This window comes from Actinomycetospora sp. CA-053990, from assembly GCF_050948445.1.
Lineage (GTDB): Bacteria > Actinomycetota > Actinomycetes > Mycobacteriales > Pseudonocardiaceae > Actinomycetospora > Actinomycetospora callitridis.
The window spans coordinates 586,529-605,748 of record NZ_CP192043.1 but is presented as its reverse complement, the minus strand read 5'-3'; the positions used below and the strand labels follow the sequence as shown (position 1 = coordinate 605,748).

Below are 19,220 nucleotides of genomic sequence, written 5' to 3'. Positions count from 1 at the left end.
CGGCTCGCGACCGGTCGGGGAACAGCTGGTCACCCCCCGTACGTGAGTGAAGTTCCCGGCTATAGCCGTGAACTTCGCTCACATGGGGCCGACGAGGACCACGTCGAGGCGGCGGGGCCCGTGGACGCCCTCGACGCGGTCGAGCTCGATGTCGCTGGTGGCCGAGGGGCCGGACACGAACGTCAGCGGGTGGCCGGGGTCGAGGCGCGCGACGCCCTCGGGCACCGAGGACACGACGTCGGCGGCCCGCACGACGCACACGTGGTGGTCGGGGACGAGCGTGATCGCCCGCCGCCCCTGGTCCGGGGCGAGCGCGTCGAGGACGAACGTCCCGGTGTCGGCGATCGCCACCGCGGCCCCGGTGACCACGGCGTCGACCGCGTCGAGCGTCGCCACCGACAGCGCCGGCTCGTCGGGCCGGACGCGGGCGGTGACCTCGCCGAGCCAGCGCGCAGGCAGGCCGGGCGGGGCGACGAAGGTCGTGACGCCTGCGCTCTCCAGGATCTCCGCGATCGTCGCCGAGACGTCGTCCTCGTCGGCGACGCGGTGCACGGTGGCCTTGTAGTCGGCGAGGGTCTCGGCCAGCCGGTCGACGACCTCGGGCGATCCGGGCGGCGCGGTCCCCGTCCGCCGGTACTCCCGCGGCACCTCCGGGGCGGTGGCGCCGCCGGCGTCCCGGGCCGCCCGCAGCCGCGCGAGCACCTCGTCGCGCGCGCTCACGAGGACGGCCCCCGGGTGCGCGCCCACCACTGCCGGAACGTCTCCGCCGGCGGGGCCGGCATGTCCCGGGCGCCGAACCACGCCGCGGCGCCCGGCCCGGGCACCGAGCGGATGCGTCCCGAGCGCCCGATCAGCCGCCCCAGCTTCAGGGCGCGCTCGACGAGCGAGAACCGCCCGGGCGAGGACATCGCCGCGGCCGCGGCCCGCATCGCCACGTCCTGCGTCGTCGGGCGGGTGTGTGCGTCGACCGCGGCGGCGCGCTGCTGGACGAGCAGGTGCGGGATGTCGATGCGCACCGGACAGGCGTCGAAGCACGCCCCGCACAGCGTCGACGCGTAGGGCAGCGAGGCGCTCACGTCGTCGGTCCCCCGGATGCCGGTGAGCTGCGGCGTCAGCACGGCCCCGATCGGCCCCGGGTAGACCGAGCCGTAGGCGTGGCCGCCCGCGCGCTCGTAGACCGGGCACACGTTGAGGCACGCCGAGCAGCGGATGCAGTGCAGCGCCTGGCGCCCGTCCGGTGAGGCGAGCACGTTCGAGCGGCCGTTGTCGAGCAGCACGAGGTGGAAGGTCTGCGGCCCGTCGCCGGGGGTCACCCCGCTCCACGTCGACGTGTACGGGTTCATCCGCTCCCCGGTCGACGACCGCGGCAGCAGCTGCAGGAACACCTCGAGGTCCGACCACGTGGGGACGATCTTCTCGACGCCCATCACGGTGATCAGGGTGTCCGGCAGCGTCAGGCACATCCGCCCGTTGCCCTCGGACTCGACGACGGAGATCGTCCCGGTGTCGGCGACCGCGAAGTTGACCCCGGAGACACCGACCCGCGCGGAGAGGAACTTCCGGCGCAGGTGCGCACGCGCCGCCATCGCCAGCAGCCGCGGCTCGTCGGTGAGTTCCGGGTCCACATCGGGCATCTCGCGCAGGAAGATGTCGCGGATCTCCGAGCGGTTGCGGTGGATGGCCGGGACGAGGAAGTGCGACGGCCGGTCGTCGGAGAGCTGGACGATCAGCTCGGCGAGGTCGGTCTCGAGGGCCGCGATCCCCGCCTCGCCGAGGGCCTCGTTGAGCCCCGTCTCCTGCGTGGCCATCGACTTGACCTTGACGACCTCATCCGCGCCCGTCTCCCGCACCAGGTCCACCACGATCCGATTGGCCTCGACGGCGTCGCGCGCCCAGTGCACGACGCCGCCCCGGGCGGTCACCGCCTCCTCGAACTGCACGAGCAGCTCCGGCAGGCGGGCCATGACGTCGGCCTTGATGCCCTCGCCCGCGCGGCGCAGCTCCTCCCAGTCGTCGACCTCCGCGACGACCCCCGCGCGCTTGGCGCGGATCGTGCGGGTGGCGTGTCCGAGGTTCTGACGCAGCTGGGTGTCGGCGAGGGACCGGCGCGCCGCGACGGGGAACGGCTCGCTCCCGCGCAGGTGGCCGTACGGGTCCGACGCGACGGTCGGCATGCCCAGGTCCGTCACGCTGGGACCTCCTGATCGGCGGTGGACGCCAGGATCTCGGCCAGGTGCACGGTGCGGACGCCCGAGCGCAGCCGCGACAGCCCGCCCCCGATGTGCATGAGGCACGAGGTGTCGCCCGCGGTGCACACCTCGGAGTGGGTGGAGAGGACGTTCGCCATCTTGTCGGCGAGCATCGCCGTCGAGGTCTCGGCGTTCTTCACCGCGAACGTCCCGCCGAACCCGCAGCAGACCTCGGCGTCGGGCAGCTCGGTCAGCGTCAGACCGCGGACCTCGCGGAGCAGGCGCAGCGGCTTGTCGCCGACGCGCAGCATGCGCAGCGAGTGGCACGTCGGGTGGTACGTGACGCGGTGCGGGTAGTAGGCGCCGACGTCGGTGACCCCGAGGACGTCGACGAGCAGCTCGGAGAGCTCGTAGGTGCGACCGGCGAGGTCCTCGGCCGCCCGCGCCAGCTCCTCGTCGCCCCCGCGGCGGGCGACCATCGCGTGCTGGTGACGGACGCACCCCACGCACGACCCGGACGGGGCGACGGCGACGTCCGCGGCCCCCGAGAACACCTCGACGTGGTGGCGCACCAGCGGCAGCGCGAGGTCGAGGTAGCCGGTGTTCACGTGCATCTGCCCGCAGCAGGTCTGGTCGGCGGGGAAGACGACCTCGTGCCCCAGGCGCTCGAGCAGCTCGACCGTGGCCCGCGGTGCCTGGGGGAACAGGGCGTCCCCGAGGCAGGTCGCGACGAGGGCGATCTTCAAGGGCGGGTCCTCCTCGCCAGTGGTGGTGGCCGGGCCAGTGTCCCCCGCCGATCGCGGACCCGCAGGAACGATAGGTGTTACCCGCGGTTACCTTCATCGGGTCAGCAGTACTACGTAAGAGTGTCGTGATCCCTTCCGCCCTCACGCCCCCTTCGCGACACTCCCGGTACCTGCGGCCCGGAGGGAGGCGCGAGCATGCCCGAGAGCCGACCACTGGTCGGGCGATCGGAGGCGATCGCGGCTGCCGTCGCCGCCACCCAGGACGACCGGCTCGCGGCCGTCGTCATCGGCGGTCCCCGCGGGGTGGGCCGCACCCGGCTCGCGCGCACCGCCCTGGCCAACATGACCCACGGTGCGGGTGTGGGCCGCTGGCGCCCGGCGAGCGCGATGACCGGGCGGGCCACCCAGGACATCCCCCTCGGCGCCCTCGGCCACCTGCTACCGGACCTCGACCCGGCGCTCACCGACACCGCGTCCCTGCTCCGCGAGGCCCGCCGCCTGCTCGTCGGCGCCGGGCCGAAGCACCTCGTCGTCGTCGACGACGCCCACCTCCTGGACACGACCTCCGCGGTCCTGCTCGCCCAGCTCGCGCGCGCCGGGGAGATGTTCCTGCTGCTCACGGTGCCCACCGGCGCGGTGTCCCCCGAGCCGCTGCACGCGCTCTACCGCGACGGGCTCGCCACCCGGCTCGAGATCGCCGAGCTCGACCGCGCCCAGTCGGACCACCTCGTGAGCAGCACGCTCGGCGGCCACGTCGACGGCGTCACGCTCGACCGGTTCTGGGAGCTGTCACTGGGCAACCCCCGGTTCCTCTGCGAGCTGGTCGACGGCGCCCGCGACGAGGGGGCGCTGCGGCGCGCCGGCTCGGTGTGGCGCTGGGACCCGCCGCGCCATCCCCCACGGCGGCTGATCGAGCTGCTCACCGACCGCCTGGGTGGGCTGGCGCCCGCGGAGCAGGACCTCATGCGCACGCTGGCGTTCGGTCAGCCCCTCGGGTGCGAGGTCGTCAACCAGATCTTCCCGGAAGACACGCTCGCGCGACTCGAGGCCGAGGGGCTGATCACCTCGACGCGCGACGGGCGCCGGCTCGACGTGGCGCTGACCCACCCGCTCTACACCGAGCTCCTGCGCAGCCGGGCCACGCCGCTGCAGGAGCGCGAGGCCTACCGGCGTCTGCGGACCGCGCTCGAGGCGTCGGGCTCCCGCCGCGCGGGCGACCGGTACCGGATGCTGGCCTGGCGCGCGGCCGAGGGCCTGTCCATCGACCCGGCCGAGCTGCTCGCCGCCGCCGACGGCGTCTCCGACCACGAGCCGCGCACCGCCGAGCGCCTGCTGCGCGCCGCCGCCGACCAGGGCGCGGGCGCCGAGGTGCTGTGGCGCCTCGGACGGCTCCGGGTCGCGCTCGGCCGGTTCGACGAGGCCGAGACCGCGTTCGCCACCGCTGCGAAGCTCGCCGAGGCCGGGCCCGCCACCGGCACCGACGGCGGCGAGCCCCTCCCGGACCCGGTCCTGGTGGCCACCGCCCGCGCCCGGAACCTCTACTGGGGCCTGCGCGACGAACCCGGCGCCCGCGCCGCCGTGACGGCCGCGCTCGCCGCGGTCGAGGGCTCCGCGACCGACACCGGCGCCGGGGCGTCCCCGCTCGCGGTCGCCCTGCGCGGCTTCCTCGCGCTGCTCTCCCACCGGCCCGCCGACGCCCTCGCCGAGGTCACCCCGGTGCTCGGCGGCCCGGACGGCGACCCGGCGACCACCGCCGCCCTCGCCGTCGCGGCGATCGCCCAGGTACAGCTCGGGTGCATCGAGGACGCGGTGCCGCCGGCCGTCCGGGGCCTCGCGGCCGGCCCGGACCCGACCGGCGGCTGGCTGACCGTGGAGCTGCGCTCCGCGCAGTGGAGCGCGCTCCTCGCCACGGGTCGCCTCGACGAGGCCGAGGAGCTCGCGCGGGCGTGGCACGCCGAGGCGGCGCCGGGCGGGGTCGGCGAGCACGTCGCGCTCTACGTCACGTGGCTGGGCATCGTCGCCTCGCGGCGCGGGCGCCTGCAGACCGCGGTGCGCCTCCTGCACGAGGCCGCGTCCGGGGTCTCGTCGCGCCGCTTCCCGTACACGGTGCCGCTGGTCGGCGAGCTCGCCGTCGCCCTCGCCGGCCTCGGTCGCACGACCGAGGGACAGGACGTGCTCGCCGAGGCGCACGGGGTGCCGGGCGGCCCGCTCACGGGGTGGCTCTGGGCCGCGCAGGTGTGGATCGCGGGCGTCGAGGGCCGGGTCACCCGCGCCACGGAGCTGGCCGGCGAGGAGCGCCCGGCGGCGTCACCGTCGGATCACCTGCGCGCCCTGCACACCACGGTGCGCCTCGGCGTCGGGCGGCCGGTGCTCGAGGCGATCGAGCGGGTGGCCGCAACCATCCAGGGCCCACTCGCCGTCGCGTGCGTCGCGCACGCGCGGGCGCTGGCGGCCGGCGACGGCGCGGGTCTCGACGAGGCCGCAGGCCGGTTCGCCGAGCTCGACCATCTCCTGCTCTCGGCCGAGGCCTACGCCCAGGCGTGCTCGGCGCACCGCGCGGCCGGGCACACCGGCGCGGCGGGCTGGTCGGCGTCGCGCAGCCGGGTGGCGGCGTCGTCGTGCGAGGGGGCCGAGACGCCCGCCTCGGGGCTGCTCGAGCGCACCGGGGAGCTCACGCCGCGGGAGGCCGAGATCGCGGCGATGGCTGCGGGCGGTCTCACGAGCAAGGCGATCGCCGACCAGCTGGTGATCTCGGTGCGCACCGTGAACAACGTGCTGCACGCGGTGTACGCCAAGCTCGGGATCGCCCGCCGCGGCGACCTGTCCGAGGCGCTCGGCCTGCGCTCCGACTGACCGACCCTTGTCCTACCCGCCGCTGCCCGCGGCGGGCGCCGGCGTCGGGTCGCAGCACGTGCCGGTGCCCGGGTCCGTGCCGCCGGGGTCGGGGTCGCTGGTGTGTTCCGGTTCGGACGGCCGCCACGTGCCGCCGTTGTTGTTGTTCGACCCTCCCGAGCCGCCGCGGCCGGAACCACCGGTACCGCCGGAGCCCCCGGCCGACCCCGAGCCTCCGGCCGAACCCGATCCGCCGGTCCCGCTCGACCCGCCGGTCGCGGGCTCGTTCACCGGCTCCGGCGGCGCGGACGTCGGCAGCGGGGTCGGGGCCACCACCTGCGACGGGGTCGGTGCGGGCGGGAGGGGGCCTCCGCCGAGAGCGAGCGGTAGGCGAACGTGCCGCCGCCCGCGAGGGCGGCCACGAGCACCACGGCGCCGATGATCAGGGTATCCGCCGGCGCGACCCGCCGGCCGACGACTCGTCGTCGCCCGACCGGCCGCCCAGCGACGGCGGCGGTGCCCCGCGTCCGCCGGTCCCGCCGGGAGCACCCTGGCTGCCCTGGCCGCCCTGGGTCGGGGGGCCCTGGCTGTGGACGGCGGCGGTCGCCCCGGTCGGGGCGGGGCCCGGACGGGCGGGCACGGTGCGCGTCGGCCCGGTGTAGGTGGGGCGCAGGGCCGTCGGGCCGGTGTACGTGCCGCCGGTGCGCGTCGCGGCGGTGGGCCCGGACCCGGTCCCGGCGTTCATCGCCCCGGCGCCCGCACCCGTGGCACGGAAGGCCCCGGTGCCCGGCCGTCCGCCGGGCGGGCGGCCGTGCGTGCCCGTGGGCGACACCGTGGAGAAGCCCCCGGTGGACGAGGGACGCGGCCCCGCGACGATCGGGATCATCCCGGAGTTGGTGCCCGACCCTCCGCCGTGCGCGGCCGCGGCCGGCGTCGACGCCGGGCGTCCGCCGCTCCCGCCGCCGACGGGGATGCCGCCGGGCGGCGTGCGCGGACCGACGCGGGGCACCGGCGTCCGGAAGGGCGCCCCGGACGTCGGGAACACCGACGTGTGCGCCGGTCCCGGCCCCCCGGGCCGGCCGCGCGGGCCGGCGGCTCGGCGAGCGACGCCGCGCCGAGGACGATGGCGTGCTTGGGGTGCGCGTCGACCGACGTGGGACGCCCGAGCTCGCCCGAGACCATCTGCGAGACCAGCGGGATGCGCGACGACCCGCCGACGAGCAGCACCGTGTCCACCTGCTCGGCGGAGATGTCGGCCGACTCCAGGGCACGCTGCAGCGAGGCGATCGTCGACGCCACCGACGGGCGGATCATCGTCTCGAACTCGCCCCGGGTCAGGCGGACCTCGGTCTGCAGCGACGGCAGGAGCACGGGGATCGTCGCCTCGGTGTCCGAGGAGAGCGCCTCCTTGGCCAGCACGCAGTCCTGGCGCAGGCGCACGATCGCGCTGGTGGCGGCCGGGTCCGAGAGGTCGAGCGCGGAGACCGCGCCGTCGAGGGAGCGGTCGACGTGGCCGAACACGGCCTCGTCGAAGTCGACACCGCCGAGCCCCTCGACGCCCTCGGGCACCCCGAGGATCTCGAAGCCGCCGCCCGTGGTGCGCAGGACGGTGGCGTCGAAGGTGCCGCCGCCGAGGTCGTAGACGGCGACGGTGGTGCCGTCGGCGATCCGCTCGTTCGCCGCGTAGTGCGCGGCGGCGGCCTCCGGCTCGGTGATCATCGTGACGTCGGACAGGCCAGCCATGCGCGGGACCTGCTCGAACAGCTCCCGCTTGTACGGGCCCCAGTTCGCCGGGTGGGTCAGCCGCACCGCGACCGGCGGCCCGCCCTCCCGCTCGGAGATCTGGGCGACCACCTCGCGGAGCTGGGCGGCCATGAGGTCGCCCGCGGAATACGGCGTGCCGCCCAGCAGGACGGGCATCGGGTCGCCGAGGCGGCGCTTGACCTCGCGCGCGACGCGGTCCGGTTCCGTGGCCGCGCGGCGGTTGGCCGCATCGCCGGTGAGCACACCGCCCTCGGCGCGCATGAGGATGACGGAGGGCATCGCGGTCGACCGGTCGCCCAGCGGGGCCATCTCGACATGCCCCTCACGGACGACCGCAGCCGCCGTGTAGGTCGTGCCGAGATCGACCCCCAGCCCGTACGCCACCGGAACCTCCCCAACGACCGCCACCTGACGCCGCGGTCCACCGTCGCCCCTGACGGTCCTCCCGTCATGAGCAGCTGACTACTCCCTATCGCCGACGACCCGTCGGGCGTTGCTCATCTCCCCCCGCTCACCCCACCGCCCGGCCCGGCGGACCGCTGCGCTGGGCGCGCTGCAGGATGCCCTCGCAGGTCCGGGCGAGGACCCGGGCGGCGTCGCGGACGTCGCGCCCCGACGCGGGGTGCTCACCCCGGCGCCGCCAGCGCCCGAGGCTCGCGTTCGCCGCCCGCACCACCTCCTCCGGGCGCGCGTCGAGCGTCAGACCCAGCCGGATCGCCGGGCCCGGGCCGTCGCCGCCGAGCAGGCGCTCGGCGTCGGTGCGCTCGTCCTCGGCCAGCGTCACCGCGCCGGTGTGGAGGCGGTCGAGCAGGCGGATCTCGGCGAACTCGTGCGCCCCGGCGGTGATCTGCTCGATCTCGCCGCGCAGCGCCGAGGCCGACGCGATCGGGTACCGCCGGACGGCGCGCTCGACCGCGGTCAGCGCCGACTGGGCGCGCAGGACATCCGCGCGCCCGGCCAGGCGGGTCATCAGGGACTCCCGGAGCGGCCCGAGGCCGCTGCGGGCGATCAGCTCCCGGGACAGGCCTCCCGCCGAGGTCACGGAGCCCTCGCGCATGAGGCGCACGCACAGGCGCAGGCCGTACAGCCCGTAGCGGTCGAGCAGCGCGGCGCGCCGGGCCGGCTCGAGGCCGATCTCCGACTCCTTGCGGGCGAACCGCGACGCGGTGAGCAGCAGCCGGTCGACGTCGGCCTCGGGGGCGGTGGCCAGCACGCCGAACGCGCGGAACTCGTCCTCGCGCAGCGTCACCGCGCTCGAGGCGAGCAGCCCGGCCACCGGGATGACCGTCTGGCACAGGCCGCGGATCCGCTCGTCCTCGCGGTAGCGGGCGGCGATCGACGCGGCGCTCTCGAGCGCGTCGGGCCGGGCGTGCCCGACCTCGTCGGCCCGGGCCAGGATCCCGATCGTGTTCAGCGGGCGGCGGTCGGTGGGGTCGTCGCGGAACGCCTCGAGGAAGTGCACGTCCGACGCGTGGACGTGCCGCATCAGGTAGATCACCGCGTCGGCCTCGGCCGCGCCGTCCCCGCCGGGCGCCAGCGCCGCCTCGGTCTTGCGGGAGAGCTCGGCGCTCAGCGAGTCGAGGCCGGGGGTGTCGATCAGCGTCATCAGCCGGAGCGCCGGGGACGGCCAGTCGACCAGCAGGCGGTCGACGTCACCGGACCCCAGGCGCCCGAGGTCGATGTCGAGCAGTCCCCCGGTCGGTCCGGGGGGCAGCTGGCGGCTGCTGCCGTCGCGCAGCTGGGCCTGCACGCGGTAGGTGTGGCCGTCGCGGAACCACGTGACGATCCGCGTGCACTCCCCGGCGTCCGTGGCCGCGAGCTCCTGCCCGACCATCGCGTTGAGCAGCGTCGACTTCCCGGCCTTGATCCGTCCGGCGATCGCGACCCGCAGCGGCTCGTCCAGCCGGCGGGCGGCGCGGTCGAGACCCGCCGCCGCGGGGCCGCCCTGGTAGAGGCCCGCGACGTGGCGCACCAGGCCGCGCACGCGGTCGAGCAGCTGCGGTTCGGCGGGGGGCGGGGGCGGACCCGGTCGGGGTGGGGCCGGCCGGGGCGGGACGCCGCGCGGCGGCGTCCCGGGGCCGGGGACGGAGCGGGGCCCGCCGACGGGCGGCGGCACGTTCCGCGGCGGCGGACCGGGACGGCCGGGAGGGCTCGGAAGGCCTCCCGGCGGGCCGGGCGGACCCGGCGGACCCGGCGGCCAGGGGCGCCCGCTCACGAGATCCTCCCGGCGGGTTCGCGACGGGCCTGCCCCGGAGCGGTGCGGCGGAGGTGTTCCCCCAGGTCGTCGACGCGGGCCCGCACGAGGCCGAGCGACTGGAGGTCCTTCTCGATGCGCTCGCGGGCCCCGGTGTCGGTCTTGCCCGCCTGGACGGCGGACTGCGCGGCCGCGAGCGCCGCGGTCGACGAGCGCTGCAGCTCGGCGACCCGCGCGGTCCACGCGGTCCGCAGCTCCCGTTGGACGTGGCGGATCGAGTCGCGGGAATCCTTGCCGACCTGGTTGATGAAGTCGTCGACGTACTTGCGGACCCCGGCCTTCGCGTCGGTGCGCCGCTTCTCGAGCGCCTTCTTGCGGTCCTCGCGGACGCCGAAGAAGCCCATGGCGCCACCGAGGATGAGACCGGCGGCCATGGGGATCCCGAGACCGGCCATGTTGGAGATCATCGTGAGCATCACGACCCCGCCGAACACCTTCTGGAGGATCGGCAGCTTGATGCTCTGGCGCAAGCCCGAGGGGGCGAACTCGACGTCGAGGGCCAGCCGCGCCATCATCTCGTGCGGGGCGTCGACCGCCCGCGCGGTGATGCGTGACTGCTCCATGTCGAGGTGCCGCTCGACGTCGATGGCCACGTCCTTGGCGCGCCGGACGAAGACGGCGTAGTTCTCCATCGCCTCGGTCGCGAGCCGGCGGCGCAGCCAGTCGGTGAACTCCTCCCAGTTCTTCGCCGGGTCCCCCTCCTCGATGGTCTCCTCCGCCTCCCGCTGCACGACACGCGCGCGGGTGCGCAGGTCGAAGTCGACGTTCGAGGTGATGTCGGCGAAGCCGTCGGTGAGGACCGACTGCCACTTCGTGCCCTTCTCGCGCAGACCCTCCGCGCGCTCCTTGGCGGCGGTGAGCTGGGCGACGAGGGCCTCCTGGCGGGCCGGGTCGACGAGCGCGTCGCGCTTCGCGCGGGCCGCCGCCTCGAGCTGACCGAGCGCGGACGTCACCTGGATCATCACCGACCGCACCGCGATGTGGGCGGCCTCCTCGCGGACGCGCTGGAGGCGCGCGACGAGCTGCGGGGCGCCGGACTCCTCCTCCAGCTCCTCGTCGCGGTGGGCTCCGGCGAGCATCCGGAGCTCCGAGGAGAACCCGAAGATCTCCAACCGCACCCCGGCACGCTGCAGGTGGGCCCGGTTGCGGTCGAGGATGCGGGTCCAGTGCGGGTAGAGGTCGGTCTTCGTCAGCACCATGATCACGGTGGGACAGAGCTCCGCGACCGCGTGGAGGAAGCGCAGCTCGGCGTCGGTGAGCTCGCGGGAGGCGTCGCTGACGAACAGGCACGCGTGCGACCGGGGCAGGTCGGCGACGGCGCTCTGGTTCGGTCCCCCGAGGCCGCCGACGCCGGGGGTGTCGACGAGGACCAGGCCGTCGGCGAGGAACGGCCGGTCGATCCCGACGGTCACCGAGGTCAGCCGACGGGTGTTGCCGGGGTTGCCCGACTCGGAGGCGTACGTCGCCACCTCGGCCGGCGGGATGGTCTCGGTCCAGCCGGTGCCCCCCGATCCGGGCAGCGCCTCGAAGGTCGCGCTCGCCGTGGGCACCGAGGCGTGCCGGACCTCCGTGGGCACCGCCGTGGCGATGTCGTCGTCCACCGGACAGATCGGGAGCCCCACCAGGGCGTTGACCAGCGAGCTCTTGCCCTGCTTGAACTCGCCGACGACGGGGATGCGCACCGAGTTGTCGCTCAGCAGCTTCCGGGCCGTCCGCAGCCGGGCGACGAGGTCCTCGCGCTCGTAGGCGGTCGCCGCCTTGATGGCCATGTCCACGGTGTCCGTGGCGTGCTTCGCGGCGGCGCTCGGGGCCTGCTTCGCGGGGGCTGCCTGCTTGGCAGGAGCGGCGACCTTCGGCGGGGCAGCGACCTTCGGCGGGGCAGCGACCTTCGGCGGGGCGGCGACCTTCGCCGGGGCGGGCGTGGGTGCCGCAGGCTTCGGGGCGGGCTTCGGGGCAGGCTCGGCGGGCGTGGGTGTGGCGGCGGCGGGCTTCACGGCGGACTCGGACGCAGGCTTCGCAGGAGGCTCGGCGACCGGCGTCGCGGCCGGCGTGGCGGCCTTGGGCGTGGCGGCCTTGGGCGTGGCCGGCCGGACGGCCGGCGGCGGGGTGGCCTCCTTGCGCCGGCGGGCCTCCTCGCGGGCCTCCCGAGCGGCCGCGGCGCGTTCGAGCGCCTCCGCCCGTGCCTTGTCGGCCTTCTCCTGCATCGCGCGCGCGGCGTCGGCCGGGTCGGTTCCCGCCCGGTCGTCGGCGCTCATCGCACGATCCCGTCGGGAGAGCCGGGATCCGCAGGCGCGGAGTCGGAGAGCCCGGCGCGGAAGATCGACGGGGCCGCGTCGGGATCGTCGGTCGCGACCGCCGGGACGGCGGCGTCCGGCGTCGGATCGCCCCAGGCGTCGCGCAGGCCGAGATCGTCCGAGTCGTCGCGGAAGATCGATCGACGACGACGACGCGCGGGGCGGGCGTCGTCGGCTCCGGGGTGGGTCACCCGTTCCTCCTCCAGAACGGCCGAGCTCGACCCCGCCGGGATCGGCGGTGTCGGGTGGATCAGCGAGGGACGTGCCGTGGCCCCGGCCGGGTCACCCCGGCCGGGACCACGCACATCGGGACCGTCAGCTCACGCCGGCGAGGTCGTGGCCGCTACCGGAGGAGTCGCTGCTCCCGCCGTCGTCGCCACCACCGTCGCTGCCGCCGCTGTCCGAGGACGAGTCCTGGGAGTGGACGGGCTCCGGCTCGGAGTGGTGCTCCGGCTCGGGCTCCGGCTCGCTCGCCACCGGCGTCGTGTCGATGCCGCCCGAGCCATCGTCGCCCGGGTCACCCGTCGAGGACGACGCGGTCTGGATCGTGGAGGGCTCGACGGTGCCGCCGCTGAAGTCGGGGCCGCTGTCCCCACCCTCGCCGCCGTCGGAGCCCGACGGCGCGCTGCCGTCGTCTCCGGCGCCCGGGCCGGTCCCGTTGAACACGGGACCGCCGTCGCTCGACCCGTCGCCCTCCGGCGACGTCGGACCGTTGGTCAGGTCGTCGGACCCCTCCGGGGTCTCGTCGACCGGCGGGTCGGTGGGCGCAGGCTGCTCGTCCGGGGTCTCGTCCACAGGCGGGTCCGTCGGCGGGGTCTCGTCCACAGGCGGGTCCGTCGGCGGGGTCTCGTCCACAGGCGGGTCCGTCGGCGGGGTCTCGTCCACAGGCGGGTCCGTCGGCGGGGTCTCGTCCACAGGCGGGTCCGTCGGCGGGGTCTCGTCCACGGGCGGGTCCGTCGGCGGGGTCTCGTCCACGGGCGGGTCCGTCGGCGGGGTCTCGTCGACCGGCGGGTGGGTCGGCGGGGTCTCGTCCACGGGCGGGTCCGTCGGCGCGGGCTCCGTGTCCGGCTCCGGAACCGGCGTCGGCTCCGGCGGGGTCTCGCCCTGGGCGTCGTCGGGCATGTACGGGCCGTTGGGGTCGGAGTCGGTGCCCTCGGGGTTGTTGGTGGGGTCCCAGCCGCTCGGGTTGTGCTCCGGGTTGTAGCCGTGGGGGTAGTAGACCGGGTGCCAGCAGTACGGCTGGGCGACCGGGTTCCAGCAGTACGGCTGTGCGGTCGGGTGGAAGCAGTAGGGCTGGACCTCGGGGTTCCAGCCGTAGGGGTTGTAGTCCGGGTGCCAGCAGTGCGGGTTGTAGTCCGGGTGGAACCCGTCGGGGTTCCGGTCGGGGTCCCAGCAGTGGGGCTGGTGCTGCGAGTTGTAGCCGCAGGGGTTGTAGTCCGGGTGCCAGCAGTGCGGGTTCTCGTCCGGGTGGTAACCCTCGGGGTTGTGCTCCGGGTGGTAGCAGTGCGGCTGGTGCTCGGGGTGGTAGCCGCACGGGTTGTGCTGCGGGTGCCAGCAGTGCGGGTTGTGCTGGGGGTGCCACTGCCACTGGTCGCCGCCGTCCCAGCCGTCGCTGGGGTGCCAGTCGTCGGGGAGGTGGTAGACCTCGCGCCAGTGGATCAGGATCTGGCAGCCGGGCGGGCAGCCCTGGCCGTGCTCCTGGCACCAGTAGTCCTCGACCACGTCGACCTCGTCGGTCGGCTCCTCCGGGGTCTCCTCCGAGCTGTCCTCCGGCTCCTCCGGGGGCTCCTCGCCGTCGACCGGGGGCTCCGGGGTCTCAGGGGTCTCGGGGGTCTCGGGGGTCTCCCCGCCCTCGGGCGGCGTCCCGTCGGTGACGTCGTCGCCGGGGGTCTCCGGCGGGAACGGACCGGGGTTCGTCGTCGCCGGATCGGGGACGGGGGTCTCGAGGGGGGCGCCCGCCGCCACGGGGCCGGGGGTCACGCCGGCCGCGGCCGGGCTCACGGGAGTGGTCATGTCGGTTCCCTTCGGCTCGGGTGCGGACCGGGGGTCCGACCGAGGTGCTCGTCGGTGATGGGAACCAGATTGCTGGCCGGCGGGCGCCAGGTCATGAGCACGTGGGTACTCGACTGCGGTGCTCGGGAACCGGCCCGGTTACTCACCTGACGGGGCCGCACCATGCAGGAGGTGGGGTTCTCCCCCCGCGCCGCCGGGGGTCCTCCCCCCGCGGCGGTGCCCGATTACTCGGGTGGCGTTGCTCAGGGGCCCGCGTGGGAGGTCAGCGCAGGCGGCGGGAGCCGTGCGGTGAGATCGCGTCCGCGGCGTCCACGGAGTCGGCCGGCGCGTCCGGCACCGCAGGCGTCTCGGCCGGAGCGTCGTCGACCGTGTCGGCCGTGGCCGTCGGGGTCTCCTTGGCGTGGATCACGAACCAGGCGACCCAGCCGGCGGCGGCCACGCCCACGAAGCTGATCAGGCGGTAGAGCAGCACGGCGGCGAGCGCGGGGTGCGACGGCACGCCGCCCGCGACGAGCGCGGCCAGCAGGGCCCCGTCGACGAGCCCGAGGCCGCCGGGCAGGAACGCGGCGCTCGAGGCGGCGGTGGCCGCGGCGTAGGCGAGCAGCACGAGCGCGAGGGTCATGCCCTCGGCGCCGACGGCCGCGCAGCACGCGGCGAGGCACGCGATGTCGAGGATCCAGTTGGCCAGGGCGGCGGTGCTGACGACGGCCCGGCCACTGCCCCGGAGGTCGATGAGCTGCAGGCCCGCGATCTGCTCGGCGAGCTCGCCCACGCCGGTCTCCCGCGGGCGGTGACGCACCCGGTTGACGAGACGCAGCCCCCAGGTCCCCGCCGGGATGAGCAGGCCCGGGCGGCGGGCGATGACCACGACGCCCGCGCCGAGCGCCGCGACGCCGACGATCTGCGCGATCAGCCACGGGAGCGAGGTGGCCCGCCCGCCGACGACCAACGCGGAGCCGAGGGCGATGGCGGCGAGCGCCAGGCTGGCCGCGACGCCGCCGGCGACCATCGTCCAGGTGGTGGCGGGCGCGCTGGCGCCCCAGGCGCGGCGGCGTTTGTAGGTGTAGGCCGTGGAGAGCGCGGCGCCGCCCGGCACGGTGAGGTGCAGGGCGTTCGCGGCGAGGGTGGCGATCGTGACCTCGCCGAGCGAGACCCGCACCGAGGCGGCCACGAGCAGGCGGTGGTGGAGCACGGAGAACGCGACGAGCGCGCCGGCCTCGGTGGCGACCGCGAGGACGACCCACCACGGGTCGGCGCCGATGAGCGCGGCGCCTGCGGCCTCGACCGTCGGCATCACGATGACGACGCCGGTGATCACGACGGCGGCCACGAGGACACCCGTGCCGATGCGCAGGGCCCGGCGGGTGGCCGGGGTGGCGCGTGTCGTGCTCGTCGACCCGGTGGTCACGATCGCGCTCATCCTCCCAGTGTCCTCCTGCCGTACCGATCACTCCTGGGTGACCGTGACGACACCGCGGCACGCCGGGTGCGACGTGACGAACACCCGGTCGGTCACCCGGCGTCGCCGAGCGGTCCACCCCGGGGGTGCGCTGGTGGTGCGGCGGGATCATGCTGCCCGACGGGGTCGGCGCACCGACGCGGGCCCCGTCCCGCTGGTCGAAGATCGAGGGGAGACCGAGGATGACCCGCCGCGTGGACAGCGACCTGCTCCTGGTCGGGAGCCTGCCCGTCGACGCGACCGACGACGGGTTCCGGTGGGGTGCGGAGCTGTTCGGCGGCCTGGTCGCCGCCCTCCCGGACGGCGAGTCGGGTGCCCGCGGCGCCTGGGTCGGCTACGACCGCACGACCCTGCTCGAGCCGCACCCCGACATCGCCGTGCTCGCCCCGTCACCGTCCCCGACGGGCCGGGCGCGGCACGCCTACGACACGGCCCGGCTGACCGTCCGGGAGGGGGTCGACGCGCTGCGCTTCGACGCCTGGCCGCGCGTGGCCGAGACGCTCGCGTCCTACGAGCGGTTCGTCGCGCTGCGCGCCGAGGGGGTGATCCCGCCCGGGCTGCGCTTCCAGGTGGGGCTGCCGTTCCCGTCGAGCGTGTTCACCGGGGCCTTCAAGGACGACTACGCCGACAACTGGGCGATCGTCGGGCCGGCGCTCGAGGATCTGTGGGAGCGGTCGGTGGGCGACCTGCTGGCCGTCATCCCGGCCGCGGACCTGGCCCTGCAGTGGGACCTCGCCTACGAGGTGATCGACATCGAGGGCGTGGTCGGCTGGACCGACGGGGAGGCCTGGGAGCGCTTCGCCGGGCCGTGGTCGCGCCTCGCCCGCCGGGTCCCGGAGGACGTCCTCATGGGCGTGCACCTCTGCTACGGCACGTTCCCCGAGTGGCCGATGTTCGAGGCACGCGACATGGAGCTGATCGTGCGGATGGCCAACCACGCGGTGGCGGAGGCCGGCCGTCCCGTGGACTGGATCCACCTCGCCGGCCCGCGCTACCTGCGCAGCGAGGAGGACGCGTTCTTCGCCCCGCTCGCGGACCTCGACGCCCCCGACTCCCGGATCTTCCTCGGCATCGTCCTGCCGCTCGACGGCGAGGACGGGCTGCGCCGCCGGCACGCCACCGCGTCGCGTCACCTGGCCGACTTCGGCGTCGCCATGTACTGCGGGATGGGCCGCCAGCGGGGCGAGGACCCGGTGGCGACGATGCGTGACCACGCCGCGACGGTGGCCGCCGTGCGGGGCTGAGGGGCAGGATCGGGCCCGTGGTCGGGATCGTGGAGGTCAGCCCGCGCGACGGGTTGCAGAACGAGCGGGCGCTGCTCGAGACGGGCGCGAAGATCGAGCTGATCGAGCGGGCGGTGGCGGCCGGCGCGAGGCGCATCGAGGCGGTGTCGTTCGTGCACCCGAAGCTCGTGCCGGCGATGGCGGACGCCGAGGCGGTGATGGAGGGGCTCCACCGCGCCGATGGGGTGTCGTACATCGGGCTGGTGCTCAACCGGCGAGGCTACGACAGGGCCGTCGCCGCCGGGGTCGACGAGATCAACGTCGTCGTGCCCGCCTCCGACGGGTTCGCCAAGGCCAACCAGAACTCGACGACCGCGGCCTTGACCGAGGTCGCCGAGGAGGTCCTCGCCGAAGCCGCCGACCGCGACCTGTTCGCGTCGCTGACGATCGCCACGTCGTTCGGCTGCCCGTTCGACGGCGAGGTCGACCCGGACCGCGTCGTGGAGGTCGCACGGCGCGGGGCGGCGGCGGGCGCGAAGGAGATCGCGATCGCCGACACCATCGGCGTCGGCGTGCCCACCCAGGTGCGCGCGCTGCTCGACGGCGTCCGCGCGGTGGCCCCCGGGGCGCTGATGCGCGCGCACTTCCACAACACCCGCAACACCGGCTTCGCCAACGCCGTCGCCGCGCTGGAGTGGGGCGTCGACTGGCTCGACTCGTCGAACGGCGGGATCGGCGGCTGCCCCTTCGCCCCCGCGGCCACGGGCAACATCGCCACCGAGGACCTCGTCTACCTGCTCGACCGGATGGGCCACCCCACCGGGCTCGACCTCGACGCGCTGCTGCCGATCGCCGGGTTCCTCTCCGACGCCCTCGGCTACCGCGTCCCCGCCCTCCTCCCCCGCGCCGGCACCTTCCCCGGCTGAGCACCCCTCGACAGGAGCAGATCACCAGTGAGCGAGCTCGAGCAGCTGTCCATGCTGGTCGGCGGGAAGCCGACCGGCGCGATCTCGGGGAAGACCTTCGAGTCCCAGAACCCCTACACCGGGCAGAACTGGGCCACCATCCCCGACGGCGGCACCGAGGACATCGACGCCGCGGTGAACGCCGCCCGCGCGGCCCTCGACGGCGAGTGGGGGCAGATGACGGGGTTCGCCCGCGCCGCCTGCCTGCGCCGCCTCGCCGACCTGATCACCGCGAACGCCGAGCGCCTCGCCCGCCTCGAGGTCAACGACTCGGGCAAGCTCTACCGCGAGATGCTGGGTCAGCTCAACGGCCTCGGCGGGTGGTACCACTACTACGCGGGGCTCGCGGACAAGATCGAGGGCCAGCAGATCCCCTCGCCGAACCCGAACTACCTCGTCTACACCCGCCGCGAGCCGGTCGGCGTCGTCGCCGCGATCACGCCCTGGAACTCCCCGCTGCTGCTGATGAGCTGGAAGGTCGCGCCGGCGCTGGCCGCCGGGTGCACCGTGGTGATCAAGCCGTCGGAGCACGCGCCCGGCTCGACGCTCGGGTTCGCCGAGCTGATCTCGCAGGCGGGCATCCCCGACGGCGTCGTCAACGTCGTCACCGCGAACTCCGGCGAGGTCGGCGCGCACCTGGCGAAGCACCCGGGCGTCGACAAGGTCGCGTTCACCGGGTCCACCGCGACGGGCCGCAAGGTCGCCGCGGCCGCCGCGGAGAACCTCAACCCCGCGACGCTCGAGCTCGGCGGGAAGTCCCCGCAGGTCGTGTTCCCCGACGCCGACCTGCAGGCGGCCGCGAACGGCCTGGTCGCCGGCGTGTTCGCCGCCACCGGGCAGACGTGCATGGCCGGGTCCCGGCTGATCGTGCACGCCGACGTCCACGACGAGCTCGTGCGCCTGGTCGCCGAGCGGGCGTCGCAGATCAAGCTCGGCGACCCGTTCGCGGAGGACACCGAGATGGGTCCGGTCGCGAACGGGATGCAGTACGAGAAGGTCGTCGGCTACCTGCGGACCGCCCGCGACGAGGGCGCCACGATCGCCTACGGCGGCGACGCCGACGAGGAGCTCGGCGGCTACTTCGTCCAGCCCACCGTGCTCTCGGTCAAGCCCACCGACACGGTGTTCCGCGAGGAGGTCTTCGGGCCGGTGCTCGCGGCGACGACGTTCACCGACGAGGACGAGGCGGTGAAGCTCGCGAACGACACCCCCTACGGGCTCGCGGGCGCCGTGTGGACCAAGGACGTCCACCGCGCCCACCGCATGGCCGCTCGGATCAAGGCCGGCACGGTGTGGATCAACGCCTACCGCGTCGTCGCCCCGAGCGTCCCGTTCGGCGGCTTCAAGGCCTCGGGGATCGGGCGCGAGAACGGCGTCCACGGCATTGACGCCTACCTGGAGAACAAGTCCGTGTGGGTCGAGCTCACCGGCGGCACGCGCGACCCGTTCACGTTGGGCTGACCGTCCTCCGTGAGCGATGT

General features: G+C 75.3%; 14 protein-coding genes. 4 read left to right on the top strand and 10 right to left on the bottom strand.

All coding sequences use genetic code 11. The features are described from left to right. Positions 1-78: 78 nt before the first annotated feature. Genes ACQPYN_RS03075 through ACQPYN_RS03065 form a run of 3 tightly spaced genes read right to left on the bottom strand, consistent with a single transcriptional unit; the run spans position 79 to position 2,935 of the window. Entirely contained in the window at positions 79-720 is a 642-nt protein-coding gene (locus ACQPYN_RS03075; RefSeq protein ID WP_433033290.1) for a LutC/YkgG family protein, read from the bottom strand. Then, the gene (locus tag ACQPYN_RS03070; protein WP_433038689.1) at positions 717-2,174 is read right to left on the bottom strand and encodes a LutB/LldF family L-lactate oxidation iron-sulfur protein; all 1,458 of its coding nucleotides are present in this window, start codon (positions 2,172-2,174) and stop codon (positions 717-719) included. The genes ACQPYN_RS03075 and ACQPYN_RS03070 overlap by 4 nt, the downstream gene beginning before the upstream one ends. 11 nt (positions 2,175-2,185) lie before the next feature. Further along, positions 2,186-2,935 (bottom strand): (Fe-S)-binding protein, encoded by a 750-nt coding sequence (locus tag ACQPYN_RS03065; RefSeq protein ID WP_433033288.1) that lies wholly within the window; start codon positions 2,933-2,935, stop codon positions 2,186-2,188. Between the two features lie 195 nt (positions 2,936-3,130). Between ACQPYN_RS03065 and ACQPYN_RS03060 the strand changes: the two genes are divergently transcribed. Then, the gene (locus tag ACQPYN_RS03060) at positions 3,131-5,788 is read left to right on the top strand and encodes a LuxR C-terminal-related transcriptional regulator (protein WP_433033285.1); all 2,658 of its coding nucleotides are present in this window, start codon (positions 3,131-3,133) and stop codon (positions 5,786-5,788) included. A gap of 421 nt (positions 5,789-6,209) precedes the next feature. Here ACQPYN_RS03060 and ACQPYN_RS03055 read toward each other — a convergent pair whose 3' ends face one another. The 7 genes from ACQPYN_RS03055 to ACQPYN_RS03025 form a co-directional block, all read right to left on the bottom strand. Further along, positions 6,210-6,653, bottom strand: a complete 444-nt coding sequence (locus tag ACQPYN_RS03055) for a hypothetical protein (protein ID WP_433033282.1) — start codon at positions 6,651-6,653, stop codon at positions 6,210-6,212. Then, entirely contained in the window at positions 6,650-7,915 is a 1,266-nt protein-coding gene (locus ACQPYN_RS03050; RefSeq protein ID WP_433033279.1) for an Hsp70 family protein, read from the bottom strand. The genes ACQPYN_RS03055 and ACQPYN_RS03050 overlap by 4 nt, the downstream gene beginning before the upstream one ends. A 127-nt stretch (positions 7,916-8,042) precedes the next feature. Continuing rightward, positions 8,043-9,515 (bottom strand): dynamin family protein, encoded by a 1,473-nt coding sequence (locus tag ACQPYN_RS03045; RefSeq protein ID WP_433033276.1) that lies wholly within the window; start codon positions 9,513-9,515, stop codon positions 8,043-8,045. A 227-nt stretch (positions 9,516-9,742) separates the two neighbouring features. Beyond that, on the bottom strand, positions 9,743-12,040 hold the full coding sequence (locus ACQPYN_RS03040) for a dynamin family protein (RefSeq protein WP_433033273.1): 2,298 nt from the start codon (positions 12,038-12,040) through the stop codon (positions 9,743-9,745). After that, positions 12,037-12,270, bottom strand: a complete 234-nt coding sequence (locus tag ACQPYN_RS03035; protein WP_433033270.1) for a hypothetical protein — start codon at positions 12,268-12,270, stop codon at positions 12,037-12,039. The genes ACQPYN_RS03040 and ACQPYN_RS03035 overlap by 4 nt, the downstream gene beginning before the upstream one ends. A 124-nt stretch (positions 12,271-12,394) precedes the next feature. After that, positions 12,395-14,092 (bottom strand): hypothetical protein, encoded by a 1,698-nt coding sequence (locus ACQPYN_RS03030; RefSeq protein WP_433033267.1) that lies wholly within the window; start codon positions 14,090-14,092, stop codon positions 12,395-12,397. A gap of 262 nt (positions 14,093-14,354) precedes the next feature. Further along, the gene (locus ACQPYN_RS03025; protein WP_433033265.1) at positions 14,355-15,512 is read right to left on the bottom strand and encodes a lysylphosphatidylglycerol synthase transmembrane domain-containing protein; all 1,158 of its coding nucleotides are present in this window, start codon (positions 15,510-15,512) and stop codon (positions 14,355-14,357) included. A gap of 221 nt (positions 15,513-15,733) precedes the next feature. On the opposite strand from ACQPYN_RS03025, the gene ACQPYN_RS03020 reads away from it, so the two are divergent. Genes ACQPYN_RS03020 through ACQPYN_RS03010 form a run of 3 tightly spaced genes read left to right on the top strand, consistent with a single transcriptional unit; the run spans position 15,734 to position 19,200 of the window. Continuing rightward, positions 15,734-16,795 carry a hypothetical protein gene (locus ACQPYN_RS03020; protein WP_433033262.1) on the top strand — a complete coding sequence of 354 codons (1,062 nt, stop codon included), beginning with the start codon at positions 15,734-15,736 and terminating at the stop codon, positions 16,793-16,795. 17 nt (positions 16,796-16,812) lie between these two features. After that, positions 16,813-17,700, top strand: coding sequence for a hydroxymethylglutaryl-CoA lyase (locus tag ACQPYN_RS03015; RefSeq protein WP_433033259.1), 888 nt, complete (start codon positions 16,813-16,815; stop codon positions 17,698-17,700). Positions 17,701-17,727: 27 nt separating this feature from the next. Next, complete coding sequence (locus tag ACQPYN_RS03010) at positions 17,728-19,200, top strand: aldehyde dehydrogenase (RefSeq protein WP_433033256.1); 1,473 nt, start codon at positions 17,728-17,730, stop codon at positions 19,198-19,200. The last annotated feature ends 20 nt before the right edge of the window (positions 19,201-19,220 follow it).

Coding starts and splice junctions, on each gene's coding strand:
- ACQPYN_RS03070 (WP_433038689.1), bottom strand. CDS start 2,174: ATGCCGACCGTCGCGTCGGACCCGTACGGCCACCTGCGCGGGAGCGAG.
- ACQPYN_RS03025 (WP_433033265.1), bottom strand. CDS start 15,512: ATGAGCGCGATCGTGACCACCGGGTCGACGAGCACGACACGCGCCACC.
- ACQPYN_RS03020 (WP_433033262.1), top strand. CDS start 15,734: ATGACCCGCCGCGTGGACAGCGACCTGCTCCTGGTCGGGAGCCTGCCC.
- ACQPYN_RS03030 (WP_433033267.1), bottom strand. CDS start 14,092: ATGACCACTCCCGTGAGCCCGGCCGCGGCCGGCGTGACCCCCGGCCCC.
- ACQPYN_RS03040 (WP_433033273.1), bottom strand. CDS start 12,040: ATGAGCGCCGACGACCGGGCGGGAACCGACCCGGCCGACGCCGCGCGC.
- ACQPYN_RS03055 (WP_433033282.1), bottom strand. CDS start 6,653: ATGATCCCGATCGTCGCGGGGCCGCGTCCCTCGTCCACCGGGGGCTTC.
- ACQPYN_RS03060 (WP_433033285.1), top strand. CDS start 3,131: ATGCCCGAGAGCCGACCACTGGTCGGGCGATCGGAGGCGATCGCGGCT.